Origin of the sequence: Prauserella muralis (genome assembly GCF_003202285.1) — a bacterium.
GTDB classification, from domain to species: Bacteria; Actinomycetota; Actinomycetes; order Mycobacteriales; family Pseudonocardiaceae; genus Prauserella_B; species Prauserella_B muralis.
On record NZ_MASW01000006.1, the window covers coordinates 807,607 to 832,131 of the forward strand.

The window sequence follows — 24,525 nt, forward strand, 5'->3', positions numbered from 1 at the left end:
CGTGGGTGAGGTCGGGTGGGGGCGGTGCTGCGTCCTCGCACGTCGGTCACACGCCTCCGACGCTGGCTCGCACGCCATGGCGTGACGCGCGACGGGTGTACGCGAGGACAGCGACGAGCACGAGTGCGGTGATCACGACCAGCACGGTGGACAGCGCGGCCAGCAGGGCGTAGGAGCCGCTGGTGAACACCTCGAGAATGCGGAAGCCGACCACCGGGTTTCCGGTTCCGGCGAGGATGGCCGAGGCGGTGAGGTCGCCGACCATGCGGATGAACAACAGCGCCCAGCCCGCGACGAGGCCGGGAACCATCAACGGCAGGTAGACCTTCCGGAACGTGCGAAACGGTGTGGCACCGGACACCGCCGAGGCCTCCGGAAGTTCGTCGCCGACCCCGGCGACCGCGGCGTCGGCCGCGATGGAGGCCTGCGGCAGGTACAGCGCGAGGTAGCCGATCAGCAGGATCGCCAGTGTTCCGGAGAGCAGGAACGGCTCGCCGCCGAACAGCAGCAGGATCCCGACCGCGATCACCATGTTGGACACGGCGGCGGGAAGCTTGATGCCGGCGTCCACGGTGGACGACAGGGCGCTGCGGTGGCGGGCGACGTAGAGGGCCACCGCCGCCGCCGCGAGGATCCCGACCAGCCCGCCGACGACGCCGAGACCGAGGCTGTTGGCGAGCGCCGTACTGGTGATGGGGTCGTCGAAGACGGCCTGGCGCAGCGCGTCGAGGCTGAGTGAGCCCCAGCCGATGTCGGGAGTCCAGTAACCGTTGAGCGCCACCAGGACGAGTGAGACGATCGGCAGTACCGTCGACACGAGCACGTAGCCGAGGATCACCACCCTGGCGGGCCATTTCCAGGCGCCGAGGTCGATCCTGCGCGCGGCGCCGCCCTTACCGGACTGCACGGCATACCTGCCTCGGCGCAGGATCCGCAGCTGCAGCCAGTAGGCGACACCGACGAACAGGACGACGAAGCCGCTGAGGCCGACCGCGACCTCCGTGTCCGGCGGGTAGCTGAAGGTGAGCAGCTCGACGATCCGGACCGAGAGCACCTCGATCCCGGCCGGGGTGCCGACGATCGCCGGAAGCGAGTACATCCCGGCACCGAACCAGACACACAGCAGGAGACCGGCGCCGAGGCTGGGCGCCACCAGCGGCAACGTGACCTTGCGCAGGGTGCGGCCCAGTCCCGCACCACCGAGCCGCGAGGCCTCTTCCAACGAGGAGTCCAGGTTGCGGAACCCGGCCGTGGCGTTCATGAACACGAACGGCACGGCGTAGAACGCGTAGACCATGACGAGGCCATACCAGCTGTGGATGTCGAACGGCCCGCTGTCGGCCCGGATTCCGACCAGCCCGAGCGCGTCCCGGATCCAGCTGTTGAGCAACCCGGACTCGGGCGAGAGCAGCATCACCCAGCCGACCGCGCCCGCGACCGGCGGCAGCAGGAACGGCAGCAGCGGCAGCGAATCGGTCAGCAGGCCCATCCGCGCGTTGGTCCGTTCGTTGAGCCACGCCAGAGCGACCCCGATGACCAGGGCGACCGCGCTGCTGGCGAGCACGACGATGACCGTGTTGCGCAGGAGGTCACCGAGCCCCGGCAGGGACAGCGTCCGGGTGATCGGGCGCACGGTGAACTGTCCGTCCACCCAGAACATGCCGATGAGCACCCGCACCAGCGGCACCATGACGACGGCTATCAGCGCGACGCCGATCAGCAGGCTGACCGCCTCGAAGGGACGGGCCGGGCGCAACCGGCGGCGCCCCCGGCGAGCAGGACGCGGCGGGCCGGGCGCGGCGGGCGGTGGCGGCTGTGCGGTCGCGGGCGCACTCATGCGTCCTCCGCAGGCAGCACGAGCAGGTCGGCCTCGGAGATCTCGATCCAGACGTCGGAGCCACCCGGCAGCACGGCGGCGCCGGGCACCTGCACCCGTACCTCGCGGCCGTCCACTGTGATCACCTGCTCGGTCGCGGCACCGAGAAACAGCGAAGCCTTCACCCTGCCGGCCAGCCGGTTCGCGGCGACCGGCTCGTCGGTGGAGAGCGTCGCGCTCTCCGGGCGCCACATCGCGGCCACGTGGTCACCGATGTCGACGCCGCCACCGATCCTTCCGGTCAGCACACCGAGGTCCGTCTTCACCTCGGCGGTCTCGCCCTTGGTCGCGGTCACGGTCCCGAGGACCTCGTTCATCGTGCCGACGAACTTGGCGACGTACTGGTTGGCGGGTTTCGTGTAGACCTCCAGCGGCGAGGCCAACTGCACGATTCTTCCCTTGTTCAGCACGGCGATCCGGGTACCGAGTTGCATCGCCTCCGACTGGTCGTGGGTCACGAAGATCGCGGCGAAGCCCAGTTCGCGCTGCAACGAGAGCAGCTCGACGCGCAGCTGCTCGCGTACCTTGGCGTCCACGTTGGACAGCGGCTCGTCGAAGAGCACCAGCGCGTCGTTGCTCACCAGCGCGCGGGCGAGCGCGACGCGCTGCTGCTGGCCGCCGCTCATCTGCGCGGCGTACTGCTGCTCCAGTTCGGGGATGCCGACGAGGCCGAGCGCCCGGCGAACCCGCTTCGCGGTCTCCGCCTTGTTCCGCCTGCCGGGCCCGCGGCTCTCCAGCGGGTACGCGACGTTGCGGAAGGCCGTCATGTGCGGCCACAGCGCGTAGGACTGGAACACCATGCTGACCCCGCGCCGCTCCGGTGGGACGTTGATCCCCTCGGCCGGGGAGAACTGCACGCGGTCACCGAAACTGATCACCCCGTCGTCCGGCGTCTCCAGGCCTGCGATGCTGCGCAGCAACGTGGTCTTGCCGCACCCGCTGGGCCCGAGGAGGACGACCAGGTCGCCCGCCTGGACGTCGAACGAGACGTCGTCGATCGCGTCCACCGTGGAGCCATCGCGGCGACGGAACCGTTTGGCGAGGTGCTCGACCCGGACGACCGGGTCCGCGCTCTCGCTCGTGGGCAGGACGTCCATGTCCCGGTCCCTCCCTGAAGTCGGCGGGCCAGAGCGGTGCCAACCAGCGTGGCCGTCTCAATATCGCCGAAACGGAGTCGGTCGTCAATAATCTGACGCCTATTAGCCGTCAGTCTTCCGCCGGGATGCACTCCGGAGGACCGCTCAGGAGCGGTGGCGCACGCTCCGTGTGTGGTTCGCGGCTTCGGCCTCACTGAGCCGGTGTGCCTCGGTGGCGCGCTCGAACGGGGTGTCGCCCTGCGGCCGAGCGCCGAGCGACCGCATCTGCCGGGTGATGCTCTCCAGGTCGTGCCGGGTCGCCAGCTCGGCCAGTTCCGGATCGGTGCGCGCGAGCAGCTGCCGGAAACGCAGCTCGGCGACCGGTCCGAGCCGGTCGTAGATGTCCACGAAAAGCCGCTGTGCCCTCGGCCGCTCCCAGTCGGGGGGCAGCAGCCCGGCAGGAAGGTCCGGATCGGAGCGGACCAGAGCACGCCACTCGGCACCCATGACGGTGCGGATGCGCAGCGCGTCGGCGGGGCCGATCCGGCCCGCGTTGGCCTGCTCCAGCGTGGGCTCGTACCGGTCGGCGAAGTCGCGGTAGTCGCGCGCCAGCGGGTTCAGATCGAACGCCTCGTGCAGCCCGCGTGCCCTGGGATCGTGCCGCACCTCGGTCGACCGCAGCACGGTGGCGGTGAGCAGGCCGAGCTCGTTGAGCATCCGGCTCGCGGTCGCCGCCTGGTCGTGCGGCGACACCCAGACACCGTCGTAGAGAGCGGCGAAGCCGAGCACCCGCAGCCGCGCCCGCAGGGCCGTCCGCAGGCCCCTGTCCTGCTCGGGGACCGAGAACGTGACGACCGTCCACATGCCGTCCCACTCGGGCGCCGAGGCGCCGAAGGTCAGCATTCGGTGGATGTTCTCGACGATCACCGCCACCGACCGTGGCGGGATGCCGTATGCCGTGGTGCGTCCCCTGCGCTCCACGATGAGCAGTCCCCGAGCAGCCTGCCTGCGCATCGCGGTGCGCGCTCCGGCAGGCGTGATGCCGAACTCGGCGAGCAGGTCGACCAGCGCGGCCGACGGGATGCACTCCTCGCGCCAGTACCAGAAGTCCCCCAGCAGGGACCGCAGCACCTCCTGCGGCCGCACGCCGCCCTGGCGGCGTGCTGGCGGGGTCGATGTCATCCTCGGTTCTGGTCCTTCGCAGTGGGCGCCGGTGCCGGGTCGGGCGGACCAACCTTACTGGGCCGCTGCCGGACCGCACCCGATCCCGTCGCCAAGACCCGCCCTCCGCTCAGCCCCGAGCCGCCGCAACAGGAGTCACATTATGCGACGACCGTCCAGGATGTGTCGTCGAAGCAGGCCGGTGACCACCCGGTCACCGACCGAGCAGCTGCCGTCGCGCGGCCTGCGCGATCGTCTCGATCCCGTAGACCACCACGGCGATGACGATGACGATCGCGCTGGTCACGTCGTAGCTGAGGGTGGCGACGGACTCCTGCATCAGGTAGCCGATCCCGCCCGCGCCCACGATGCCCAGCACGATCGACTCCCGCAGCGCGAGGTCGACAACGAACAGGCCGTTCCCGGTGAACGCGGGAACGAACTGCGGCCAGGTCGCGCCGAGAAACACCTGCGGGCGGGTCGCGCCGACCGACTCCAGAGCCTGGCGCGGGACGGCGTCGAGCTCCTCGAGTGAGTCGGTGAAGAATTTCGCCGCCAGCGCCGTGCAGGAGATCCACAGCGCGAGCAGGCCGGCGAACGGGCCGAGACCGAGCGCCGCGACGAACAGCAGCGCGTACACGAGGTCCGGCACGCCTCTGAGCACGACGACCAGCGCCCGCGCCGCCGTGGCGAGCGGGCGCCACGGCGCGATGCCGCGTGCCGTCAGGAGGGCGAGGACGAGACCGCCCGCGGAGCCGACGACCGCGGCCGCGATCGCCATCAGCAGGCTTTCCAGCACACCCAGGACGATGTCCGAGGAGAAGGCAGGCGGCCACATGCCCGTCAGCAGCTGCCGCAGGTTCGGCCAGGCGTCGAGCAGCCGTTGCGGCGCGGGCTCCAGCGACCACACGGACACGACGAACAGCACGACCGTCGCCGCCACCGCGGCGAACCGCAGGATCCGGCCGCGGTCCCACCCGACGTCGTGCCGAGCTCCGGCACTGACGGGCAGAACGTGCCCCTTCGTGGTCCGGTCCGGTACCGCCGCGCCGACCCGCTTGCGGGTGGCGACCGACAGCACCTCCAACACCAGGATCAGCGCGATGATGACACCGATGATGCCCGCCGCCCGGTCGTAGTCGAGGCCGCCGAGCGCCGTCTGCAGTGCCACGCCGATGCCACCGGCGCCGACCAGCCCGAGCACCGCCGAAGCACGGATGTTGATGTCCAGCCGGTACAGCACGATGGAGACCAGCGAGGGCAGGACGCGCGGCACCACGGTGGAGACCGCGACGTGCCACCGGCGTGCGCCGCAGGCACGGACGGCCTCGGCGGGCAGGGGGTCGGCCTCGTCGATGACGTCCGTCGCCAGCTTCGCGATCATCCCGACCGAGTGCACGGCCACCGCCAGCCCGCCCGCCAGCGGGCCCAGACCGAAGACGCGGACGAAGAGGATCGCGAACACCAGCGTCGGCACGACGCGCGTCAGCACGATCACCAGCCGGGCCACCCCGCGGACCAGGCGCGCGCTGCCATGCGACCGGGAGGCGGCGAAGGCCAGCGGCAGCGAGACCAGGGTCGCGATGCCGGTGCCCGCGACGGCGATGAGCAGTGTCTCGACGACCGCGGAGAGGAGGCCGGGAGCCGGAGGCAGGTCGGGAGGCAGCATCCGCCGCAGCAGCGCGAGCGTGTCGCCGAGTCCGGCCAGCAGCGAGGGGACGGAGACGCCGATCCACCAGAAGGCGACCCCGGTGAGCACCACGCCGGCCACCGGCAGCGCACCGACCGCCAGGCTCGCAGGCCGCACCGGCGGGCGCAGCCTGCCGGGTTCGAGGACGGCTCGGGGCCGGGGCGGCGCCGGTGCCGGACCGCCGTCAGCCATCGGTCCCGTCCCCGGTGCCGTAGACCGTGCGCAGCCGGTCGGCCGTGAGCGTGTCCGCCGCCTCGTCGAGCACCACACGGCCCGCACGCAGCGCCACGATGCGGTCGGCGTTGGCGAGCGCCAGCTCGACCTGGTGCAGGCTGCAGAGGACGGAGATGTCGTCCTCCCTGCTGATGCGCCGGAGAATGTCCAGCACCAGGGCACTCGACGCCGGGTCGAGGGAGGCGACCGGCTCGTCGGCCAGGATCAGCTGGGGGCCCTGCATCAGGGTTCTGGCCACCGCGACCCGCTGTTGCTGGCCACCGGAGAGAGTGTCGCAGCGCTGGAAGCGCTGGTCGGCCATGCCGACGCGGTCCAGGTTCTCCAGCGCCGCCACGCGCAGCGCGCGCGGATAGCTCATCACCCCGTAGCGCGGCCAGCGCAGGGTGGCGAGCGCGCCCATCAGCACGTTCTCCATCGCGCTCAACCGGCCCACGAGCCCGAACTGCTGGAAGGCGAAGCCGACCTTGGTCCGCAACGCGCGCAGACCGCGTCGCGAGCACGTGGCCGGGTCGGTCCCGAGCGTGCGTACGCTTCCGCGTTCGACCGTGTGCATCCCGTTGACGAGCCGGAGCAGCGTGGACTTGCCCGCACCCGAAGGGCCGACCAGGCCGACGAACTCACCGCGCCGGACCGCGAGGTCGACGTCGTCGAGCACGGTGACGGCGCCGAACGCCTTGTGGACGCCTCTCATCTCGACCGCGTACCGGCCGGGCTCCTCGGCGGCCGTGGGGATGGCGCTCCGTCGACCTCGCACCGCATCCGTCCTCATACGTCGATGGCCAGCAGGTCGTGACCGACGACGACGTCGCCGTCGAAGTCCCTGCGCACGATGTCGCTCCACGCGCTGTCGGCGACCGTTCCGTCGGAGGGGCTGAGATGACTCAGCACCAGCGTGCGCACCCCCGCATTCGCCGCGATCCCGCCCACCTCCGTCACCGGCGTGTGTGAGCCGAGCTGATGCCGGCGCATGCGCTCGGGATCGAAGTTGCCCCGGCGATCGCCGACCCAGTCCGGATTGTGGGTTTCGTGCACGAGCAGGTCGGCGCCGCGGGCCAGCTCCACCAGCGCCGCGCACGGCGCCGTGTCACCGGAGACGACGACGGAGGACCCAGCGTGGTCGAAGCGGTACGCGAACGCGTGCTCGAACGGCGGATGGTTCACCAGCGCGGCGGTCACGGTCAGCTCGCCGAAGCTCGCCACGTGCCCGGCTGAGCGGATCTCGTGACAGTCGACGAGGTCGCGGATGTCCACGCGCCCCTCGTCCTCGACGCGGGTGTCGATGTCGACCCGGTTGAGCGCAAACACCGCGCGGGTCATCTCCGCGAGCGGCGGCGGCCCGTAGGTGGCCAGGCGGCCGGTTCTGCCGTTGGCCCAGCCGGACATGATCACGTTCCCGTAGGCGCCGTTGTGGTCGCTGTGGTGGTGAGTCAGCAGGATGGCGTCGATGGCCGCGGGGTCGAACCCGGCGCGCAGCAGCTGGTGGCAGGTTCCTTCCGCGCAGTCGACGAGCACCGTCGTCTCCCCCGCGATGACGACCTGACCGGGCCCCATCCGGGCCGTGGTGATCCGCGGCCCCGCCTTCGTGCCGAGCAGAACGATGCGCATACGGCTCGCTCACTCCCCCTCGGTACAGACGTCGGCCTTCGTCACCTCACAGATCCGCGCGATCGTCCGATAGTCCTGATCGGACGCTTCGACGAACTTCCACGCGTTGGAGGCGCCCATGGTGCACGCCCGCACACCCTGCTTGTCGCCCCAGAGCTCGGGCCCCTCGATCTCGGCACCCTCGCAGAAGCCCTGCTGCGCCATCTCGGCCGCCGTGTGGGCCGTCACGGTGCGCTGTATCCGCTCGCGGGTCTGCTCGGGCAGCCAGGTGCCGACGACGATCGGTGGCGCCGGGATCAGCGGTGAGGTCCAGACTTTCCTGACCTGGCCGGGCTTCAGCAGACCTCGTTCGGGCAGGAGCTGGTCGATGAACACCTCGCCGACGAACGCGATGTCACAGTCACCCGCCAGCAGTGAGGCCACGGACGTGTCGTGCCCGCCGGAGTACACCACGGTGGCCGCGCGTTCGGGGTCGACGCCGGCCTGCCGCAGGGACGCGAGCGGTTGCAGGTACCCCGTGGTCGAACCGGGGTCGGTGAAGCAGATGTTCTTGCCCTTGACGTCCTCGAGCGAGTTGATGTCGCGGTCGTCGCCACGCACGACGCCGTAGGAGGTCGCGCCCGCCTCGCCGCCGGGGGTGTCCACCGGAGCCGCGATCGGCTCGACGTCGGCGCGGCTGCGCGCCAGGTAGTAGCTGAACGCGCCGTAGACCGCGATGTCCACGCGCTGCGCGACCTGCGCCTCGACGACGGCCGCGTTGCTGGTGACCGCCTGGAACTCGATCGGAACCCCGAGTTCCTTCTCCAGCGCGGACAGGATCGGCTCGAAGGAGGCCTCGAGATGTTCCGACTGCTCCGACGGGATCGCGGCGAAGACGAGCTTGTCCGCGCCTCCGCCGTCCGCGGCGGCACCTCCGGGGTCGGCGCCGGGACCGGCACCGCAGGCGGCCGCGAGGACGGCCGTCACGCCAACGGCGAGCATTTTCGGGGATCTCTTCCGGAACATCGGCAACTCCTTTGCTGCGCGTTGCCGGGTAAAGTATGCAGGTAAACGGGCATTGTCAACACATCCGCAACGGGCGTACAGTATCTGCCCAACGTCATTACTCGTCAGATGGACGACGTCCGTACACGATTCGCCTCGTATCGACCTCGGCGCCAGCGCCGGATCGCTCAGTGTGGAGTGTGACCATGGGTTCTCGTCGTCGGCGACAGTGGGCGAGAAGGGCAGGGGCTCTCGCCATCCTCGCCTGCACCGCGGCGCTCGCGCCGAACGCGGCCGCCGCGGCCGGGTCCGGGCCCACCGGCCCGGTGAGCGTGCGCGGTACACATCCCGGCGGCGCGACGTACGCCATCGAAGTACCGCGGCACTGGAACGGCACCGTGCTCACCTTCAGCCCGGGCTACGGTCAGGGCGCCGGGACCGAGGGACGCCCCGCTGAACTCGGTGGCAACCCGGCCGCCCGGACGTGGTTGCTCGACAACGGGTACGCGCTCGCCGGGACCCGCCCCTTCGGGGACGGCTGGGCGGTCGAGGAGACGTTGCGGGCGGTACCGCAGACCATGGCCACCTTCCGCCGGATCGCCGGCGAGCCCGAGGTCACGCTCGCGTGGGGCGCCTCGATGGGCGGGGCGGTCACGGCAGGCCTCGCCGAGAGTCGGCCGGACGTCGTGGACGGTGCGCTGCCCTACTGCGCCTCGGTCGCCGGGCCGGTCGCCATGCTCAACCAGTCGCTCGACGCGGCGTTCGCCTTCCGCACCCTGCTTGCCCCCGGCGAACCTTCGGTGCGGCTGACCGGCTTCGCCTCGGCCGCCGAGGAGACCCGGACGACCACGACCGCCAGGCGGATTCTCGACAGCGCGCAGCGCACGGCCGAAGGGCGGGCGCGGATCGCGCTGGCCGCGGCGTTCGCCCAGGTGTCGACGTGGTCGGTTCCCGGTACTGCCGAGCCGTCAAGGCACGACTGGGCGGGCCAGCAGGCTCAGCAGTACGCGGCGTTCATGCCGACGGTGTTCTCCCCGCGTTACCCACTCGAACAGCGGGCGGGCGGGAACTTCTCGTGGAACACCGGCGTCGACTACACCGTCCAGTTGCGACACTCGGGGCGGCTTCGTCAGGTACGCGCACGGTACGAGCACGCCGGACTGGATCTCGACGCCGACCTGCGGCGGCTGGACCGGGCACCCCGGATCGCGGCGAGCGGGGAGCCCGTCGCCTACCTGGAACGCAACGTCACCCCCACCGGACGGCTGGGCGTTCCGGTGCTCACCGTGCACGAGCGGGGCGACAACTATCCGACCGTCACGCAGGCACGTGCCTACGCCGATGCGGTCCAGCGAGCCGGTGACCGGCGGTTGCTCCGGCAGGCCTTCGTCGACCGGCCGGGACACTGCGCCTACACCCCGGCCGAACTCGTCTCCGCGCTGCTGACCCTCGAGGACCGGGTCCGCACCGGCACGTGGAAGCACCCCACGGCGGTCTCGCTGAACCGGCTCGCCGCCCGGCTCGCCTCGCGGAATCCGGAGCTGGGCACCGCGATGTTCGTCCCGCTGCGCCCGCACGAGTTCCTGCGGCCGCACTCGCCCGCGCTCACCGGTGACCGGCAGCAGAGCAGCCGGTGAACCTCCTCGGAAGGAAACGCATGCGCAGATCAGTGATCCACGGTGCCGTCGCGGCACTCACCGCGCTGGCCTGTCTGGCCGGCGCCGCACCCGCGGTGGCCGACGAACCCGCCGGGAACCCACGGCCGTGCCTCGTCGAGGTACCCGCGGGGACATCCTGTGTGGAAGGGTCCCTGCCGGACTCGACACCCTACCGGTTCGTGGTGCCCTCCGGCTGGAACGGCGCCGTGCTCGTGGACCTCGACTTCGCAGGACGCCCGCTCGACGATCCGTACATCGCCAGGATGCTGGACCGCGGCTTCGCGATGGGCGGCACCACCCGGACCGTGACCGGATGGCGGCTCACGGCCGCCGCCGGAAACCAGGCTGCCGCACTGGAGCGGTTCGTCGCGGCGTTCGGCGAACCACGCTGGGCCATCGCTTCCGGGTCGTCCATGGGCGGCATGATCTCGGCACTCACCGCACAGCGGCATCCGGAGTCGTTCGACGCCGCGGTGCCCTTCTGCGGCGGGCTCGGGGGCGCCGTCGGCCAGTGGAACCAGAAGCTGGACACCGTCTTCACGCTCAAGACACTGCTGTTCCCCGGCTCCGACCTGCCGGTGACCGGCATTCCCGCCGACATCGAGGGCGCGCGGCAGGCCTGGCAGTCGTCACTCGCGCGGGCACAGACCACCCCGGAGGGCCGGGCGCGGATCGCACTGGCCGCGGCCATCGGCCAGCTGCCGTCGTGGGGGCACACGGCGAGCGGCACGCCGACCCCGATGCCGGATCCCGGTGACACTGCCGCCCTGCAGGAAGGCATGTACCTTGCCCTGTCCGGCGGCGCCCTGCCCTACATCGGCCAGGCGATGAGCAGCAGGCACACCATCGAACGGCTCGCCGGGGGAAACCCGTCGTGGAACACCGGCGTCGACTACGCCGAGCAGCTGGCCGCCGCCGAACCGCGGCAGCGGAGGGCCGTCGGCGAGCTCTATCGCCGCGCGGGGCTGGACCTGCGCGCCGACCTGCGCACGCTGGCGGGCACGTCACGGATCGCGGCGGACCCAGGTGCGGTGGAGTACCTGGAACGGACGGGGGTCTTCACCGGGGACATCCGGATTCCCGTGCTCACCGTGAACCCGATCGGCGACCAGATCTCCACGGTCGCCCAGCAACAGGCGTACGAATCGGTGGTCCGCGCGTCGGGCAACGGCGCGCTGCTGCGGCAGTCGTACGTGCGCACGGCCGGGCACTGCACGTTCAGCACGGGAGAGCGCGAGGCCGCGATCGCCGCGATCATGCACCGGTTGCGGACGGGCCACTGGGACGGCATGACGACGCCGGCGACGCTGAACAGCCTCGCCGAGTCGGCGCCGGGGGCGGAGCAGGGCCGCTACCTGCCGTACCGTCCGGCGAGGTTCAACCGCCCGTACTTCGGCGCCTGAGCCTCACCGAGTCACCTGTGGATGCGGGGTAGCTGGGGACGCACCCCGCATCCACAGGCCTCAATGTTGCGTGCTCAGCGGGGTTTCGCGGGTGCACAGCAGCGAAACGAGGGCCAGCAACGCCAGCGGCAGCGCGACGAGGAAGACCGAGCCGAGCCCGGCGGTGTAGGCGGTGCGCACCGCCTCGGCGAGCGAGCCGGGCAGCGCCGCGATCCGCTCGGGGGTGCCGAGCAGCGTCCGCAGCGCGGCGTCGTCGGCGGCGAGCCCGGCCGAGGCGAGCGCCGACGGGAGGTCGGAGTGCAGCCGGCCGGTGATCATGGCGCCGAAGGCCGCGACACCGACGGCCCCGCCCAACGTGCGGCTGAAGGTCGCGGCCGAGCTGGCCACGCCGAGGTCGGCCGCACCGACGGAGTTCTGCGCGACGAGCACGAGAACCTGCTGGGTCAGCCCCGTACCCGCGCCGAGCAGGGCCATCCCGGCGGCCAGCCACCACTGCGGGGTGCCGGTGTCCAGCAGGCACAGCACGAGCAGGCCCGCCACCAGCGACCCGCATCCCGCCACGGGAAAGACCTTCCACCGGCCCGTGCGTGCCACCAGATGCCCGGACAGCATCGACGCCACGATCATCGTGCCGATCTGCGGCAGCATGAGCAGCCCGGCCGTGGTGGCGCCGTACCCGCGCACCACCTGCAGGTACTGCGGCAGGTAGATGATGCCGCCGAACATGATGGCGCCGAGCAGGAAGCTGCTCGCGCACGCCACGGTGAACGTGGGACTCCGGAACAGCCGGGGCGGCAGCATCGGGTCCGGCGCCCTGCGTTCGCGAAGCAGAGCCAGCGCGCCGATCACCAGCACGCCGGAGCCGAACGCGACGGTCGTCGTCGAGAGCCACGGCCAGGCGCGGCCACCGGCCGACAGCAGCACCACCAGGCCGGTGGCCGCCGCGGCGAACAGCGTCCCTCCCACGAGGTCGACCTGGCCGCTGGGCCTGCCCCGAGTCCGGTTCGGGGCTCGCCGCACCAGCACCGCCGCCAGCAGGGTCAGCGGCACGACGCCCAGGAAGCACCAGCGCCAGCCCAGCCACGGAACGCCCACGACCAACCCGCCGACCAGCGGCCCCGCCACCGACGACACCCCGAACGAGAGGCCGAACCAGCTCGTGTAGCGCCCGCGGTCGCGCGCGGGAACCAGCCCGGCCACCAATGTGTTGGTCAGCGCGAGGATGCCCCCGGCACCGGCGCCCTGCAGCCCGCGGCCGGCGATGAGCACTCCCATCGACGGCGCGAACCCGGCGACGAGCGACCCGGCGACGAACACACCGAGCGCGACGAGCAGCAGCGGCTTCGGCCCTCGGCGGTCGGCTCCCTTGCCCCACAGCGGGGTGGAGACGGTCATCGTCAGCAGGGCCGCGCTCGCGACCCACGCGAGTCGGTCCTGCCCGCCGAGCTCACCGGCGATGGTCGGCAGGGCGATGCCGACGATGGTGTTGGTCAGCGAGCCGACGAACAACGCCACCAGCGCTCCGGAGAGCACGGCGGTCATCGAAGGAGGTTCAGTCACCGGGGAGCACGACGTGATCGAGCCACTCCGCGACCGTGCGGGTGATGCTGGCTTCGTCGGTTTCCCGGGAGTCCACATTGTCCGCGTGCAGTTCGAGCACCGGAATCCCGGCCGCCTCCAGCGCGCGGGTGGTGAAGTAGCTTCCGCGCGGGTCGTCCGAGACCAGGTGCACCACACCGTCGACGCCGTGCTGCCGGGCCTCCTTGACATACCACTCGGCCGACCACGGCGGGGTGTAGAGCTGGTCGGAGAAGGCCGCGAACCGTGCGGCCAGCGCGCGCAGCGGATCGTCGCCGTACCGCAGGTAGCCGTCCGCGGCGATCGCGAGGTACATCGACCACACGAACACCGCGCCGTGGCTGTCCTGGAACCGCCGGTAGAAGTCGAGGTCGAACCAGAGTCCCCGGCCGATCCACATCAGCCGTGCCCGCTCGTCGGCGCAGACCGAGGCACCCGCCGACACCCGCTCGGCCACCTCGTCGTGGAACGCGCGTGCGGCGTCGCGCGCCCACGTGGTGCCCCGGTGCCACTGTGGAACCATGACGCTGGGAATGCTGTCGGTGACCGCGAGCGGGCACGGTCGGGCGCGCGCGATGAGATCCCGGCTGCGCCGGTTCCACTCCTGCTGCTCGTTGGCCAGTGCCATGACCTCGCGGAAGCGGGTCTCGCGGAACGGCCTTCCCGTGGTCAGCTCGAGAAACCGGATCAGGCCGCGCAGCTCGCCGACCATCAGATCGAGCCGGTCGGTGCCGACGGCCTCCTCCCAGCGGCGTGGCATCAGCTCCCACCAGCGCACCGGAACGTCATTCGCCGCGGCGCTTTCCATGGGATAGAACGTGATGTCCGGCTGCTCGCTCCAGACATCGAAGATCTTGCGCGACGCATCCCCCGACGTCTCGCCGATGACGATCGAGGGTCGCGGCAGACCGCCCCACGGCGCCGAGCCGGGATCCGGGTCGAACAGCGCCGCCAGCGCGATCGCGCTGTACTGCTCGATGTAGTCCGGGTAACCGCGCTCGCGCAGCAACGCGAGGCAGTCCTGGGTGCGTCCCTTCGCCGTCAGGATGGATGCCCACCACTGGTTGACGACGTAGGGAATCCCCATCGTGCGCAGGATCTCGTGGGGCGCGTCGGCGTTGACGAAGGCGAAGTGCCCGCCATCGGACCGTCCGGCGCGCAGATCGGCGAACCACTCCCGCTGGTGGGCGGTCGCCGCGCGGGCGGACGCCAGCCGTTCGCTCACGCTCGCACCTCCTGGCCGTCCCGCAGCATCGCGACGGTCTTCATCGCGTCCTCGGTGAGCGCGCCGTACGGCTGCCGCTCCAGCAGCGCCGCGGGCAGCCCCGTGGTCGCCCGCTGCGCGGGGAAGTCCCACGGCGGGGCATCGTCGTGAACGCGCACATAGGACAGCAGGACCTCGGCGGCACAGGCACGGGCGGCCGTCGCGGTGTGCGCGGCCCTGTCCCGGATGGATGCCCTCGGCGCGGTGGGCCCGTTGTGCTGATAGCGCTCGGCGAGCGCGAGTTCGGTCGGCGCGCCCACCCGGTGCCGCTGGGGCAGCTCGCCCCAGTCGTGGTCCTCACCGACGATGAGCAGGCCCGCTGCCTCCAGCGCGGAGTACACGTCGACGGTGTCGTGGCCGCTGCCGGTGAGAAACGTGCGTCTCCCGTGCACCTCGCGCAGCGAAGGCACCTCCGCGAGCAGCTTCTCGACCAGCTCGGTCGCGCGCTCGACGGGCAGCGTCTGGGTGGCGGCGAGCACCGACAGCATCCGTGTTCCGGTCAGCCGGGCAGGCCGTGCGCGCCGTGCCTCGGCGAGCTCGGCGAGCCGGGTGCGCAGGCGGTCGTGCGCACCGATGGCCGCGCCGACCTCGTCGTCGGTGATCTCGTGCCCGGCCCACGCCTCCAGGGTTCCCCGCAGCTGGCGCAGCATGGCCTGCACGTACCGGGTGGTGGTGTGGTGCGGAAGGTGCAGGACGTCGACGAGGTGAACGGGCGGCAGGCCGACCGACGGCTCGATCCGGCGCAGCTCGCGCAGCGCGTAGAACAACCGGGAGGACGCCTCGCAGTCCCGCGACACGACCAGCCCGTCGAGGTGCCCGTAGTCGCCGGCCAGCAGGCGCGACAGAAGGGAACGCGCGGCGGGGTCGAGCCCCCGGCCCAGGTAGCGGTCGCCTTCGCGGCTGTCACCGTCCGGGGCGCCGCCCAGCCGGACCGGCAGCATCCCGGCCGCGGTCAGCAGCTCGACGGGGGTGTCCGCACCGACATAGCCCACGACCTGCCGTCCGGCCGCACGCCAGCGCCTGGCCTCAGCCATGCGGTCGGTGGCGTGCGCCGTCAACTCGGCGAGCGCGCTTGTCGACATACTTCTCCTTCCGGGCCCGCTCCGTGGGCCCCAGGCGGTCCGCCTGGTCCCCACACCTGCCCTCAGATGACGGAATGCGTGCTGAGCTCGGCGATCTGCCGCTCGCTGTAGCCCAGCCGCTCCCGGTACACGTGGTCGTTGTGCTCGCCGAGCGCCGGTGCCGGCCGGTCGAACCCGGCCTTGGCCGCGGAGAAGCGGATCGGCATGCCGGTCGCCGTCAGCTCCGTGGCGGTGCCGTACCGCGGATGCGCGATGGGCACGACCTCCTCGCGGTCGCGGACCAGCGGGTCGCGCACCGCCTCCCTGGGCTCCCGGACCTCGGCGGCGGGCACGCCATGCTCGGTGAGCACCTCCACCACCTCGGCGACCGGACGGCCGGCGCACCACGCCCGGATCACCTCGTGCAGCTCGTCCGCGTGGCGCACCCGCTGGTCGCGGCTGGCGAAGCGGTCGTCGTCGATCAGCTCGGGCCGGCCGATCGCGCGCAGCGTGCCGTGCGCGAAAGCGTCGGTCGGGGCGCAGAGTGCCACGTGACCGTCGGCGGCGGGCAGGATGCCGAACGGCGCGAGCCGGGGCACCATCGATCCCGTCCGCTGCGGGATTCCCACCGCGTCCAGCGCCTCGAACGGCTCGCACGCCACCAGCGACGTCAGCGCTCCGAGCATCGAGACGTCGACATGCTGGCCCTCACCGGTGTGGTCGGCCTGCATGAGCGCGGACAGGGTGCCGATGACCGCGAACAGCGGCGCCATCAGGTCACCGACCGGAAGTCCGAAGCGGACCGGGTCGTCGCCCGGCTCGCCCGCGGTCATCATCACCCCGCTCAGCGCCTGGACGATCGAGTCCATCGCCTTGCCGGAGCCCCGGCCGCCCTGGCTGCCGAAACCGCTGATCGAGGTGTACACGATCCTCGGGTTGATCTCCCTGACCGTGGCGTAGTCGATGCCGAGCCGTTCGGTGACGCCGGGGCTGTAGTTCTCGACCACGGCATCGGCGTCCCGGACGAGGTCGGCGAAGACCGGCCGGGCAAGGGGATCCTTGAGGTTCAGCGTGACGCTGAGCTTGTTGCGTCCCCGCACCAGCATCGACACCGACATGTCGTCCGGGTCCCTGCGCTGCAGGGAGAGCCCCTGCTTGCCCACGTACGGAGCGTTGTTGCGCGCGGTCTCCCCGCCGGTGGCCGGGTTCTCGACCTTGATCACGGTGGCGCCGAGCCCTGCCAGCAACAGCGTCGCGTAGGGGCCCGCGAGCGCGGTGGTGAGGTCGATGATCGTGCGCCCGGCGAGAGGCTGGTCGGTCATGGTGTCCTTTCGCTGCTCAGGTCGATCGTCACGTGCGCGCCGTCGGGGGCGAACCGGCCGTTCAGGCCGGCGGTGCGGGTGATGTGGTCGATGTAGTCGGTCACCCGCTGGGCGTCCTCGGTGTCACCGCACGGAACGGGCCGTGCCGCATCGTCGATCCGGCAGGGCACGAACCCGGCTTCGCGAAGGCCGCTCTCGTCGAACCGGCACCACGCGATCGCCGTGTTGCGGCTTTCCGGGTGAAACGGGTAGTAGGGCATCCGGGGATCGGGTTCGAAGCCGAACAGCTCCTTGCGCCGCCGTGCCCACGCGTCGCGTTCGGCGTTCGCGGTTCCGTCGCCGGGCGTGAGCGCCCTGGTCGCCGTGGCGAAGTTGCCGAGGCCGTGGAAGATCGGCCTGCCCCGGTAGGTCTCGATGCCGCGCATGATGTGCGCGTGGTGGCTGAACACGGCGTCCGCACCGGCGTCGACGGCGGCGCGCGCCACCGGCCGCTCGTACATCGCGACAGCGGCCGGGGTGTGCCCGATTCCCTTGTGGAGCGACACCAGCACGACGTCCACGTCGGCGCGCAGCCGTCGCACGTCGTCGGCCATCGCCTCCAGGCTGTCCGGGTCGGCAAAGGTGTAGACCTTCGGAGGTCCGCCAGGGCTGGCGTGGTCGAGCTCGTAGTGGGTGAGCACGTGCACGTAGGCGCAGCCCGGCTTGCCGGACGTCGCCCACGACTCGCGCGGCCCGACACAGTTGTACGAGAGCACCCCGACCCGGAGACCGCCCCGCTCGACGATCGCGGGTTCCCTCGCCTCGGCGAGGTCGGCACCCGCGCCGACCGGAACCAGCCCGGCCTCACGGGCGTGCCGCACGGTGTCGACGACCCCGATCCCGCCCGCGTCGTAGATGTGGTTGCCCGCCAGAGTCGCCACGTCGAACCCGGCCTCGCGCAGCGCGGTGAGCGCAGCCGGGTCCGCGGGCGGCGCGGGCACGTCGGTGCTTGCCTGTCCGGTCGCGGTGGAGTGCGGCACCTCGACGTGGCCGACCGTGACGTCCGCCTCGCGCAGCAGCGGTGCCGCGGGGGCCAGCAGCGACGCGGGGTCCGGCTCGTCCAGGATGAGGTCGCCGACCGAGGCGATGGTGATCACGAGGTCGTCTCCAGAGTGGATTCGTGCGACGTGGCGTTGTGCCGGGAGAGGAACGAGCGCAGCCGCTCGGTTCTCGGGTTGGTGAACAGCTCGTCCGGGGGGCCGGATTCGACGACCCGGCCGGCTTCCATGAACACGCACCGGTCGGCGACCTCTCGCGCGAAGGCCATCTCGTGGGTCACCACGATCATCGTCATGCCCTCGGCCGCGAGGCCACGCATGACCGCGAGCACGTCACCGACGAGCTCGGGGTCGAGTGCGCTTGTCGGTTCGTCGAAAAGCAGGATGCGGGGGCGGGTGGCGACGGCGCGGGCGATCGCCACCCGCTGCTGCTGGCCGCCGGAGAGCTGCCGGGGATAGTCGTGCGCCCGCTCGCGCAGGCCGACCCGGTCCAGCAGTTCGAGCGCATCCTGTTCGGCGTCGGCACGGGGACGGTCGTGTGCCCTGCGGGGCGCCTCCGTGACGTTGCGCAGCACCGTGAAGTGCGGGATCAGATTGAACTGCTGGAAGACCATGCTCATCCGGCGCCGCTGGACGGCGACTCTCCGCTCGCCGAGTGCCCGCAGGCCTCCTCGGCGCCGCTCGTAGCCGAGCAGCTCACCGTCGAGGTAGATGGCTCCGCCGTCGATCGCGTCGAGCTGGTGCACACAGCGGATCAGCGTCGACTTCCCCGACCCGGACGGGCCCAGCACGACGACGACCTCGCCCTCGTGCACGTCGAGGCTGACGTCCGCGAGCGCGGTCTTGCCGTCGAACGCCTTGCGCACTCCCGCGACACGCAGGATGGGCTTGGCGGCCTCACCTGTCGCTGCCATGCGTCCCTCCGTCCGAAATGGTCGATCGCCTGCGGTTCCGGGAAACGGGCGCGTGCCCGCGGGAGAAGCGTCGTTCGAGCCACCGCTGACCCGCGGTGAGGACGGTGACGACGGCGAGGTACCACAGGCAGGCCACGATGAGCAGCGGGATGATCTGGTAGGTGCGGTTGTAGATGACCTGCACGGAGTGCAGCAGGTCGGCCATCGCGATCACGGAGACCAGTGCCGTCCCCTTGAGCACGGTGATGAACTGGCTTCCGGTCGGGGGGATGATCATCCGCATGGCCTGCGGGAGCACAACCCGGACGAAGGTCTGCGTCGGGGTGAAACCCATCGCCCGCGCGGCATCCCGCTGCCCGTGGTCGACGCCGAGGATGCCGGCCCTGATGATCTCGGCCATGTACGCGGACTCCACCAGCGAGAGGCCGACGATGGCCGCGGTGAGGGGAGTGATCACCTCGTTCGAGTCCCAGGAGGCGAACTCGGGTCCGAACGGGATTCCGATGGAGATCTGGGGCAGCAGGTAGGCAAGGTTGAACCAGAACAGCAGCTGCACCAGAGGCGGAATGCCACGGAAGATTCCCACGTAGACGGTCGCCGCCCAGCGTAGGGGCGCGAAGTCGCTCACCTGCGCGGTGGCGAGCAGGCCACCGACCACGCAGGCGATGATCATGGCGACGACGGCGAGCATCACGGTGGTTCCGAGGCCGGACAGCACCGTGGGATCGAAGACGTACTGCGCGACGACGTCCCACTCGAAGCGGTCGTTGTTGACCAGGAACCACCCGATCTGCGCGGTCAGCACGGCCAGCACGATGCCGGCCGCCCACCGCCACACGCGAACGGGTCGCCGCGCGGTCGCGACATCCTCGGTATCGGCCGGAGGCGCGATGAGCGTTGTCATGAGTCTGTCTGCCGGTTTCCTCGCGCCTCAGCGCTCGCTGGTGGCGACGTTCAGAAGGGGCTTCTCCACCATCACGTCGGTGAGACCCCATTTCTCCATGATCCTGGCGTAGTCGCCGTTCTCGAACAGCTCCTGGAATGCCTTGTGCATCACCGGGCCGAGTCCGCTCGTCTTCGGGACGAACAGCGCGAGGTTGTCCTTGGTCGCGCCCTGCTCCTCCGTCTGGGTCACGTAGGTGAGATCCTTCTGCTGCTTCACGATGTCGATCGCGGAGGCCTGCGTGGTGGCCGCGGCGTGCGCACGTCCGGACTGGACGGCGAGCACCGTCGCGTTGGTGTCGTCCAGTTCGATCGGCGTCACCTTGTCCTCGCCCCGTTGCGCGCAGTAGTCGGAGAGGTGGGCCAGTTGCTCCGCGCTGATGCTGGCCTTCGTGACGGCCACCTTCGTACCGCACAGATCGCCGGCGTCCTCGACTCCGGCCGCCGCTTTCCGGGGCAGCACGTAGGAGGTGCGGGTGGTCATCCAGGTGACCGTGTCGAACTGGTTCTCGCGTTCGGCCGTGGCCTTAACCGGGCCGTTGAACGCGTCGTACCGGTTGCTGAGCATGCCCTGCAGTGCGGCGGGCAGGTTGTCCACGATGGCGATCTCGGTTCGGACGCCGAGCACCTTGCCCAGCGCCTCCTGAAAGTCCTTGTCGATCCCGGTGATCGTCTTGCCGTCCTGGCCGACGGTCCGGTAAGGCGGATGCGAGTCGCCCGCGAAGGTCAGCACCTTCGACTCCCTGATGGACTCGGGAAGCGCGTCGTGCAGCGCCGGGGCCGAAGCGGCCGGTGCGTTGCCGGAACCCTCGTCGTCTCCGGACGTCGAGCCGCAACCGGCGAGGGCCAGGCCGACCGTGGCTGTCAGGACAAGCAGAAATCGGGGACCGAATGAGTGGCGCATGGCGATGTTTCTCCCTGCATTGGGTCTGTGCCAGGCGTGGACGTGGTGTGAGCTGAAACCCCCGCGTCGCCGCACGGAAGCTGTACTGTCTATGATGACGACGAGCGTCGCACAAAGTGTCGCTTATAGCAAGCCCGTGGTCCGGACGCCGCCGCCGTCCCGGTGTGCATCGGCGAGCGGCCGCGTCCGTCGTACGCTTGCCGGGAACGCCGCCGGAACCGACGAGGTGGGGATGGGCGATGACGACAACGGGGGCCCTGCCGAGGTCGCAGACCGGCCCGGAGCCACAGCTGTTGCTGACGTCGTTGCTGGGTGACTTCTGGTACTGGCGCGATGAGCACATCCCGGCGACGGCTCTCGTCCGGCTGCTCGCCGACTTCGACGTGACGACCGACGGCGCGCGAGCCGCCATGCGCCGGCTCGCCGGGCGCGGGCTGCTGGTCGTCTCGCGTCATGGCCGCACCACGGCGTACGGCATCCCGCCAAGGACGTCGGAGGTGGTCATCGAGCGGACCCACCGGATGCTGAGCTTCGGGGCGAACGCGCCGGAATGGGACGGCTGGTGGACGGTGGTCGGCTTCTCCGTGCCGGAACAGGCACGCGGCGTGCGCACCGCCCTGCGGTCCCGGCTGCGGCTGCTCGGGTTCGCCGCGCTGTACGACGGCTTCTGGGTCTGCCCGCACGACCGCGGCGAGCAGGCTCGCGAGACGCTGGCGGAGCTCGGGCTGGACACCGCGACGGTGTTGCGTTGTGTCGAGGTCCCCGGAGGCGGTGAGCAGGGCTGCCCGCGATCGGCGTTCGACGTCGCCGGTCTGAACGAGGAGTACCGGACGTTCGCCGACCGCTACGAGCCGCTGCTGAGCAACCTGGATGCCGGGCTCATCGATCCGGCCCAGGCGCTGCGCATGCGGACCGAGCTGCGGGTGGACTGGCGCCGGTTTCCGGAGATCGATCCCGACCTGCCGGCTCAGCTACTGCCGCCGGACTGGCACCGGCCCCGCGCCCAGCAGGTCTTCGTGCGGATCTACGACCTGCTGGGCCCACTGGCCGAGGAGCGGTTCCGGCAGATCATCGGCACGGTCGCACCGGAGCTCGCCGACCTCGTCACGCACCACGACTCGGCGACCGTCGCGAAGCTCTACGCCGAACTGGGCGACCGCAGGCCGCACGGGGACACGCCGTTCGAGCAGGCCGCCGAGGCCCGCAGGCTCGAGGAGGCCAGTCGGTCGTAAGCCGCATATCCATGCGATCACCGGCACGCTGGTACCGCGAGGAGCACGTGCCGCTGCTCGGGTATTCGGTGTTCTGCGCGTCCCACGATGAGGCACGATGGCGCGCATGACCCTGGCCACTCCCCGACTACGCACCGCTCGCCTGCGACTGCGACCCTTCACCGACGCCGACGCGGACCTCCTCTTCGCGTTGCACAGCAACACCCTCGTCATGCGCTACTGGGACTCGCCACCGTGGACCGAGCGGGCCCGCGCCGAGCGCTTCATCACCAGGTGCCGGAAGATGGCGAACGAGGGCACCGGGGCGCGCGTGGCCATCGACCGTGCTTCTGACGGGACGTTCGTCGGCTGGTGCAGTCTGAGCAAATGGGTCCCCGACCACCGCAGCGCGTCCTTGGGCTACTGCCTCGACGAGGCGATGTGGGGCCATGGCTACGCGACAGAAGCCGCGCACGCCTTGCTGCGGTGGGCATTCGACACACTGGGCCTGAATCGAGTTCAGGCCGAGACCGATACGCGCAACGTGGCATCAGCCCGGGTCCTGAAGAGATCGGATTCGTGCGGGAAGGGACTCTGCGGGAACAATGCGTCGTGAACGGCGAGGTGTCCGACACGTGGGTGTTCGGACTGATCAGGCGGGAGTGGCGGCCGTTGTCCATGCCAACGCCCGTGGCCTGACGAACTGGTCGCTGATCAGCGAGGCCAGGGCGGCTTCGTCGTTCGCGGGCAGACCTCCTCGAGCACGCGGCGGGCAACGGCCTCGATGCCGCCGGCGGCCATTGTTGGCTCCTTGCAGGGTCCGGACCGGCGCCGGACAACAGCATCGCCCTCGCGCACCGGCGGGTGGCGACACCAGTGGTCTGATGTGGAGGGTTCGCGCCGTGGATCTACCTGATCGTGTGATCGAACGTGTGTTCGAATAGCGGTAGGGTGGTGGTGTGGCCGAGTTCGTGAGACGCACCAGCGAGGCGGGGACCCTGTTCCTGCCCCGGGCGGCCGCGCGCGGTGTGCGGGACGTGGTGCGGCTGCGCGACAGTGAGCTGCTGGCCGCGTTCACCCGCAACCCGGGTCGCGCGGCTGCTGAGGAGTGTGTGGAGGTGCTGGCCGCGGCGCGGCGGCGGCGCGCGGAGGCCGACGCGCTCGAGGCCGAAGCCCTGGCCCGGCTGGACACGTTGCGCGGCGGGGACCGGTATGTCGCCGATGAGGTGGCGCTGGAGTTGCGGGTCTCCCGGCGGCAGGCGCAGCAGCGCCTCGCGCGGGCGCAGGGTCTGCGGCGGCTGCCCGGGGTCCTCGCGCTGCTGCGGGGCGGGGAGTTCGAGGGCTACACCGCCGGGCGCATCGCGGAGGTGACCACACCAGTCAGCGACGCCGTGGCCGCGGAGATCGATGCCCGACTGTGTGCGAAGGTGCGGGGCGGCAAGGTCGATCTGGCCGATCCGGCCAGGGTGGTGCGGGCCGCGCGGCGGCTGGTGGACACCCTCGACCCCGAGGGTGTCCTGGCCCGGGCGCGGCAGGCCCGCGAGCAGCGCAACCTGGAGCTGATCCCCGGTGAGGAGGGCATGTCCACCCTGACGGCCTGGCTCCCGGCGGAGGTCGCCGCCAGCGCCTACTCGCGGGTGGACGCCCTGGCCCGCCAGCAACGCAACCACGGCGACACCCGCACCCTCGAACAACTCCGGGCGGACGTGACCGCGGCGTTGCTGCTCGGCCAGCACCCCGGCGCGACGGTGCCCGCGGCGGCGGCGATGGTGTCGCTGCACCTGCCGGTCACCACGGCATTGACGATGACCGAACACGGCTGCCACCTCGACGGCTACGGCCCCATCCCCGCGGCGATCGCCCGGGAGATGCTGACCAACCCGGCCAGCGTGCTGCGCAAGGTCATCACCGACGAACACGGGGTGGTCACCGGGGTCGGCGCCCACCACCGGCGGCCGAACGCGGCACTGGCGGCGCTGATCCGCGCCCGCGACCGCGAATGCGTCCACCCCGGCTGCCACCGCCCCGCCACCCGCAGCGACCTCGACCACCAACACGAACACCACCGGGGCGGACCCACCAGCCCCGGCAACCTCGCACCCCGCTGCGAACACCACCACTACCTGCGCGACCACCCCGGCTGGAACGTCCAGATCACGCCGCGCAGCCGGTTGAGCCTGGTCACCACCCCCACCGGCAGAACCTACGCCAAACCCGCCGACACCATCCTCGAACCCCAGGCCCCAACCCCGAGCCACCACCGTCCGCAGAGTCCGCTGTGGACACCCGGACAACCCAAACCGAAGATACGGCTACCCGGGCCACCGGACCGACGACCACAGCATCACCGACACCACCGACACCGCAGGGGCGCCAGCACCCTCGAAGCCATCCTGCGACGACACCACCACGCCACCCCACTCCCCGCGCCCTAGCAGACCTGCACAGGGACCTGTGGCGCTGTTGATCGTCCGATCGAGGCGCTCGTTCGAGACCCGGACGCCGAACCACACCGCGCAGGCGGTCCCGAAGCCGGCTGCGAACAGTCCGCCGAGCAGCGCGCCGGTAGCCAGCGCATCCTGTACACCGGTGGCCCCGTCGTCAC

The 24,525-nt window shown here is 71.1% G+C and carries 20 protein-coding genes; 5 read left to right on the forward strand and 15 right to left on the reverse strand.

The window, feature by feature from the left end; translation table 11 throughout:
* Positions 1-46: 46 nt before the first annotated feature.
* The 7 genes from BAY60_RS29360 to BAY60_RS29390 all read right to left on the reverse strand — a co-directional run bounded on the left by BAY60_RS29360 (position 47) and on the right by BAY60_RS29390 (position 8,647).
* Positions 47-1,837, reverse strand: a complete 1,791-nt coding sequence (locus tag BAY60_RS29360) for an ABC transporter permease (RefSeq protein WP_112284575.1) — start codon at positions 1,835-1,837, stop codon at positions 47-49.
* Positions 1,834-2,973 carry an ABC transporter ATP-binding protein gene (locus BAY60_RS29365; RefSeq protein ID WP_112284576.1) on the reverse strand — a complete coding sequence of 380 codons (1,140 nt, stop codon included), beginning with the start codon at positions 2,971-2,973 and terminating at the stop codon, positions 1,834-1,836. Before BAY60_RS29365 ends, BAY60_RS29360 begins: the two co-directional genes overlap by 4 nt.
* Before the next feature lie 144 nt (positions 2,974-3,117).
* Positions 3,118-4,134, reverse strand: coding sequence for a PaaX family transcriptional regulator (locus BAY60_RS29370; RefSeq protein ID WP_112284577.1), 1,017 nt, complete (start codon positions 4,132-4,134; stop codon positions 3,118-3,120).
* 193 nt (positions 4,135-4,327) lie between these two features.
* On the reverse strand, positions 4,328-5,995 hold the full coding sequence (gene phnE / locus BAY60_RS29375) for a phosphonate ABC transporter, permease protein PhnE (RefSeq protein WP_112284578.1): 1,668 nt from the start codon (positions 5,993-5,995) through the stop codon (positions 4,328-4,330).
* Positions 5,988-6,791 carry a phosphonate ABC transporter ATP-binding protein gene (gene phnC / locus BAY60_RS29380; RefSeq protein ID WP_245992857.1) on the reverse strand — a complete coding sequence of 268 codons (804 nt, stop codon included), beginning with the start codon at positions 6,789-6,791 and terminating at the stop codon, positions 5,988-5,990. The genes phnE and phnC overlap by 8 nt, the downstream gene beginning before the upstream one ends.
* Positions 6,792-6,802: 11 nt before the next feature.
* Positions 6,803-7,642: an MBL fold metallo-hydrolase gene (locus tag BAY60_RS29385; protein ID WP_112284579.1), complete on the reverse strand. Its 840-nt coding sequence runs from the start codon at positions 7,640-7,642 to the stop codon at positions 6,803-6,805.
* Positions 7,643-7,651: 9 nt separating this feature from the next.
* Positions 7,652-8,647 carry a phosphate/phosphite/phosphonate ABC transporter substrate-binding protein gene (locus tag BAY60_RS29390; protein ID WP_112284580.1) on the reverse strand — a complete coding sequence of 332 codons (996 nt, stop codon included), beginning with the start codon at positions 8,645-8,647 and terminating at the stop codon, positions 7,652-7,654.
* 185 nt (positions 8,648-8,832) lie between these two features.
* On the opposite strand from BAY60_RS29390, the gene BAY60_RS29395 reads away from it, so the two are divergent.
* Together BAY60_RS29395 and BAY60_RS29400 are read left to right on the forward strand one after the other, a co-directional pair.
* Positions 8,833-10,263: an alpha/beta fold hydrolase gene (locus BAY60_RS29395; RefSeq protein WP_146771101.1), complete on the forward strand. Its 1,431-nt coding sequence runs from the start codon at positions 8,833-8,835 to the stop codon at positions 10,261-10,263.
* 20 nt (positions 10,264-10,283) lie between these two features.
* On the forward strand, positions 10,284-11,687 hold the full coding sequence (locus BAY60_RS29400) for a DUF6351 family protein (RefSeq protein WP_245992858.1): 1,404 nt from the start codon (positions 10,284-10,286) through the stop codon (positions 11,685-11,687).
* 60 nt (positions 11,688-11,747) lie between these two features.
* On the opposite strand, the gene BAY60_RS29405 is transcribed toward BAY60_RS29400, so the two are convergent.
* The 8 genes from BAY60_RS29405 to BAY60_RS29440 all read right to left on the reverse strand — a co-directional run bounded on the left by BAY60_RS29405 (position 11,748) and on the right by BAY60_RS29440 (position 20,709).
* Complete coding sequence (locus BAY60_RS29405) at positions 11,748-13,229, reverse strand: MDR family MFS transporter (protein WP_112284582.1); 1,482 nt, start codon at positions 13,227-13,229, stop codon at positions 11,748-11,750.
* A 10-nt stretch (positions 13,230-13,239) separates the two neighbouring features.
* Positions 13,240-14,490 (reverse strand): 2-hydroxyacyl-CoA dehydratase family protein, encoded by a 1,251-nt coding sequence (locus BAY60_RS29410; RefSeq protein ID WP_112284583.1) that lies wholly within the window; start codon positions 14,488-14,490, stop codon positions 13,240-13,242.
* The gene (locus BAY60_RS29415) at positions 14,487-15,611 is read right to left on the reverse strand and encodes a 2-hydroxyacyl-CoA dehydratase family protein (protein WP_245992859.1); all 1,125 of its coding nucleotides are present in this window, start codon (positions 15,609-15,611) and stop codon (positions 14,487-14,489) included. Before BAY60_RS29415 ends, BAY60_RS29410 begins: the two co-directional genes overlap by 4 nt.
* 62 nt (positions 15,612-15,673) lie before the next feature.
* Positions 15,674-16,912 carry a CaiB/BaiF CoA transferase family protein gene (locus BAY60_RS29420; RefSeq protein WP_112284584.1) on the reverse strand — a complete coding sequence of 413 codons (1,239 nt, stop codon included), beginning with the start codon at positions 16,910-16,912 and terminating at the stop codon, positions 15,674-15,676.
* Positions 16,909-18,048 (reverse strand): CapA family protein, encoded by a 1,140-nt coding sequence (locus tag BAY60_RS29425; protein ID WP_112284585.1) that lies wholly within the window; start codon positions 18,046-18,048, stop codon positions 16,909-16,911. Before BAY60_RS29425 ends, BAY60_RS29420 begins: the two co-directional genes overlap by 4 nt.
* On the reverse strand, positions 18,045-18,863 hold the full coding sequence (locus BAY60_RS29430) for an amino acid ABC transporter ATP-binding protein (protein ID WP_112284586.1): 819 nt from the start codon (positions 18,861-18,863) through the stop codon (positions 18,045-18,047). Before BAY60_RS29430 ends, BAY60_RS29425 begins: the two co-directional genes overlap by 4 nt.
* A complete protein-coding gene (locus tag BAY60_RS29435; RefSeq protein WP_112284587.1) occupies positions 18,847-19,767 on the reverse strand; it encodes an amino acid ABC transporter permease in 921 nt (306 codons plus the stop codon). Before BAY60_RS29435 ends, BAY60_RS29430 begins: the two co-directional genes overlap by 17 nt.
* Before the next feature lie 27 nt (positions 19,768-19,794).
* A complete protein-coding gene (locus tag BAY60_RS29440; protein ID WP_170160592.1) occupies positions 19,795-20,709 on the reverse strand; it encodes a transporter substrate-binding domain-containing protein in 915 nt (304 codons plus the stop codon).
* A gap of 239 nt (positions 20,710-20,948) precedes the next feature.
* Between BAY60_RS29440 and BAY60_RS29445 the strand changes: the two genes are divergently transcribed.
* From BAY60_RS29445 to BAY60_RS29455, 3 genes are all read left to right on the forward strand, one after another.
* Positions 20,949-21,941, forward strand: a complete 993-nt coding sequence (locus BAY60_RS29445) for a PaaX family transcriptional regulator (RefSeq protein ID WP_112284588.1) — start codon at positions 20,949-20,951, stop codon at positions 21,939-21,941.
* 106 nt (positions 21,942-22,047) lie between these two features.
* Positions 22,048-22,536, forward strand: a complete 489-nt coding sequence (locus tag BAY60_RS29450; RefSeq protein ID WP_211330492.1) for a GNAT family N-acetyltransferase — start codon at positions 22,048-22,050, stop codon at positions 22,534-22,536.
* Positions 22,537-22,879: 343 nt separating this feature from the next.
* A complete protein-coding gene (locus BAY60_RS29455) occupies positions 22,880-24,355 on the forward strand; it encodes an HNH endonuclease signature motif containing protein (RefSeq protein WP_112284589.1) in 1,476 nt (491 codons plus the stop codon).
* Positions 24,356-24,525: the final 170 nt, after the last annotated feature.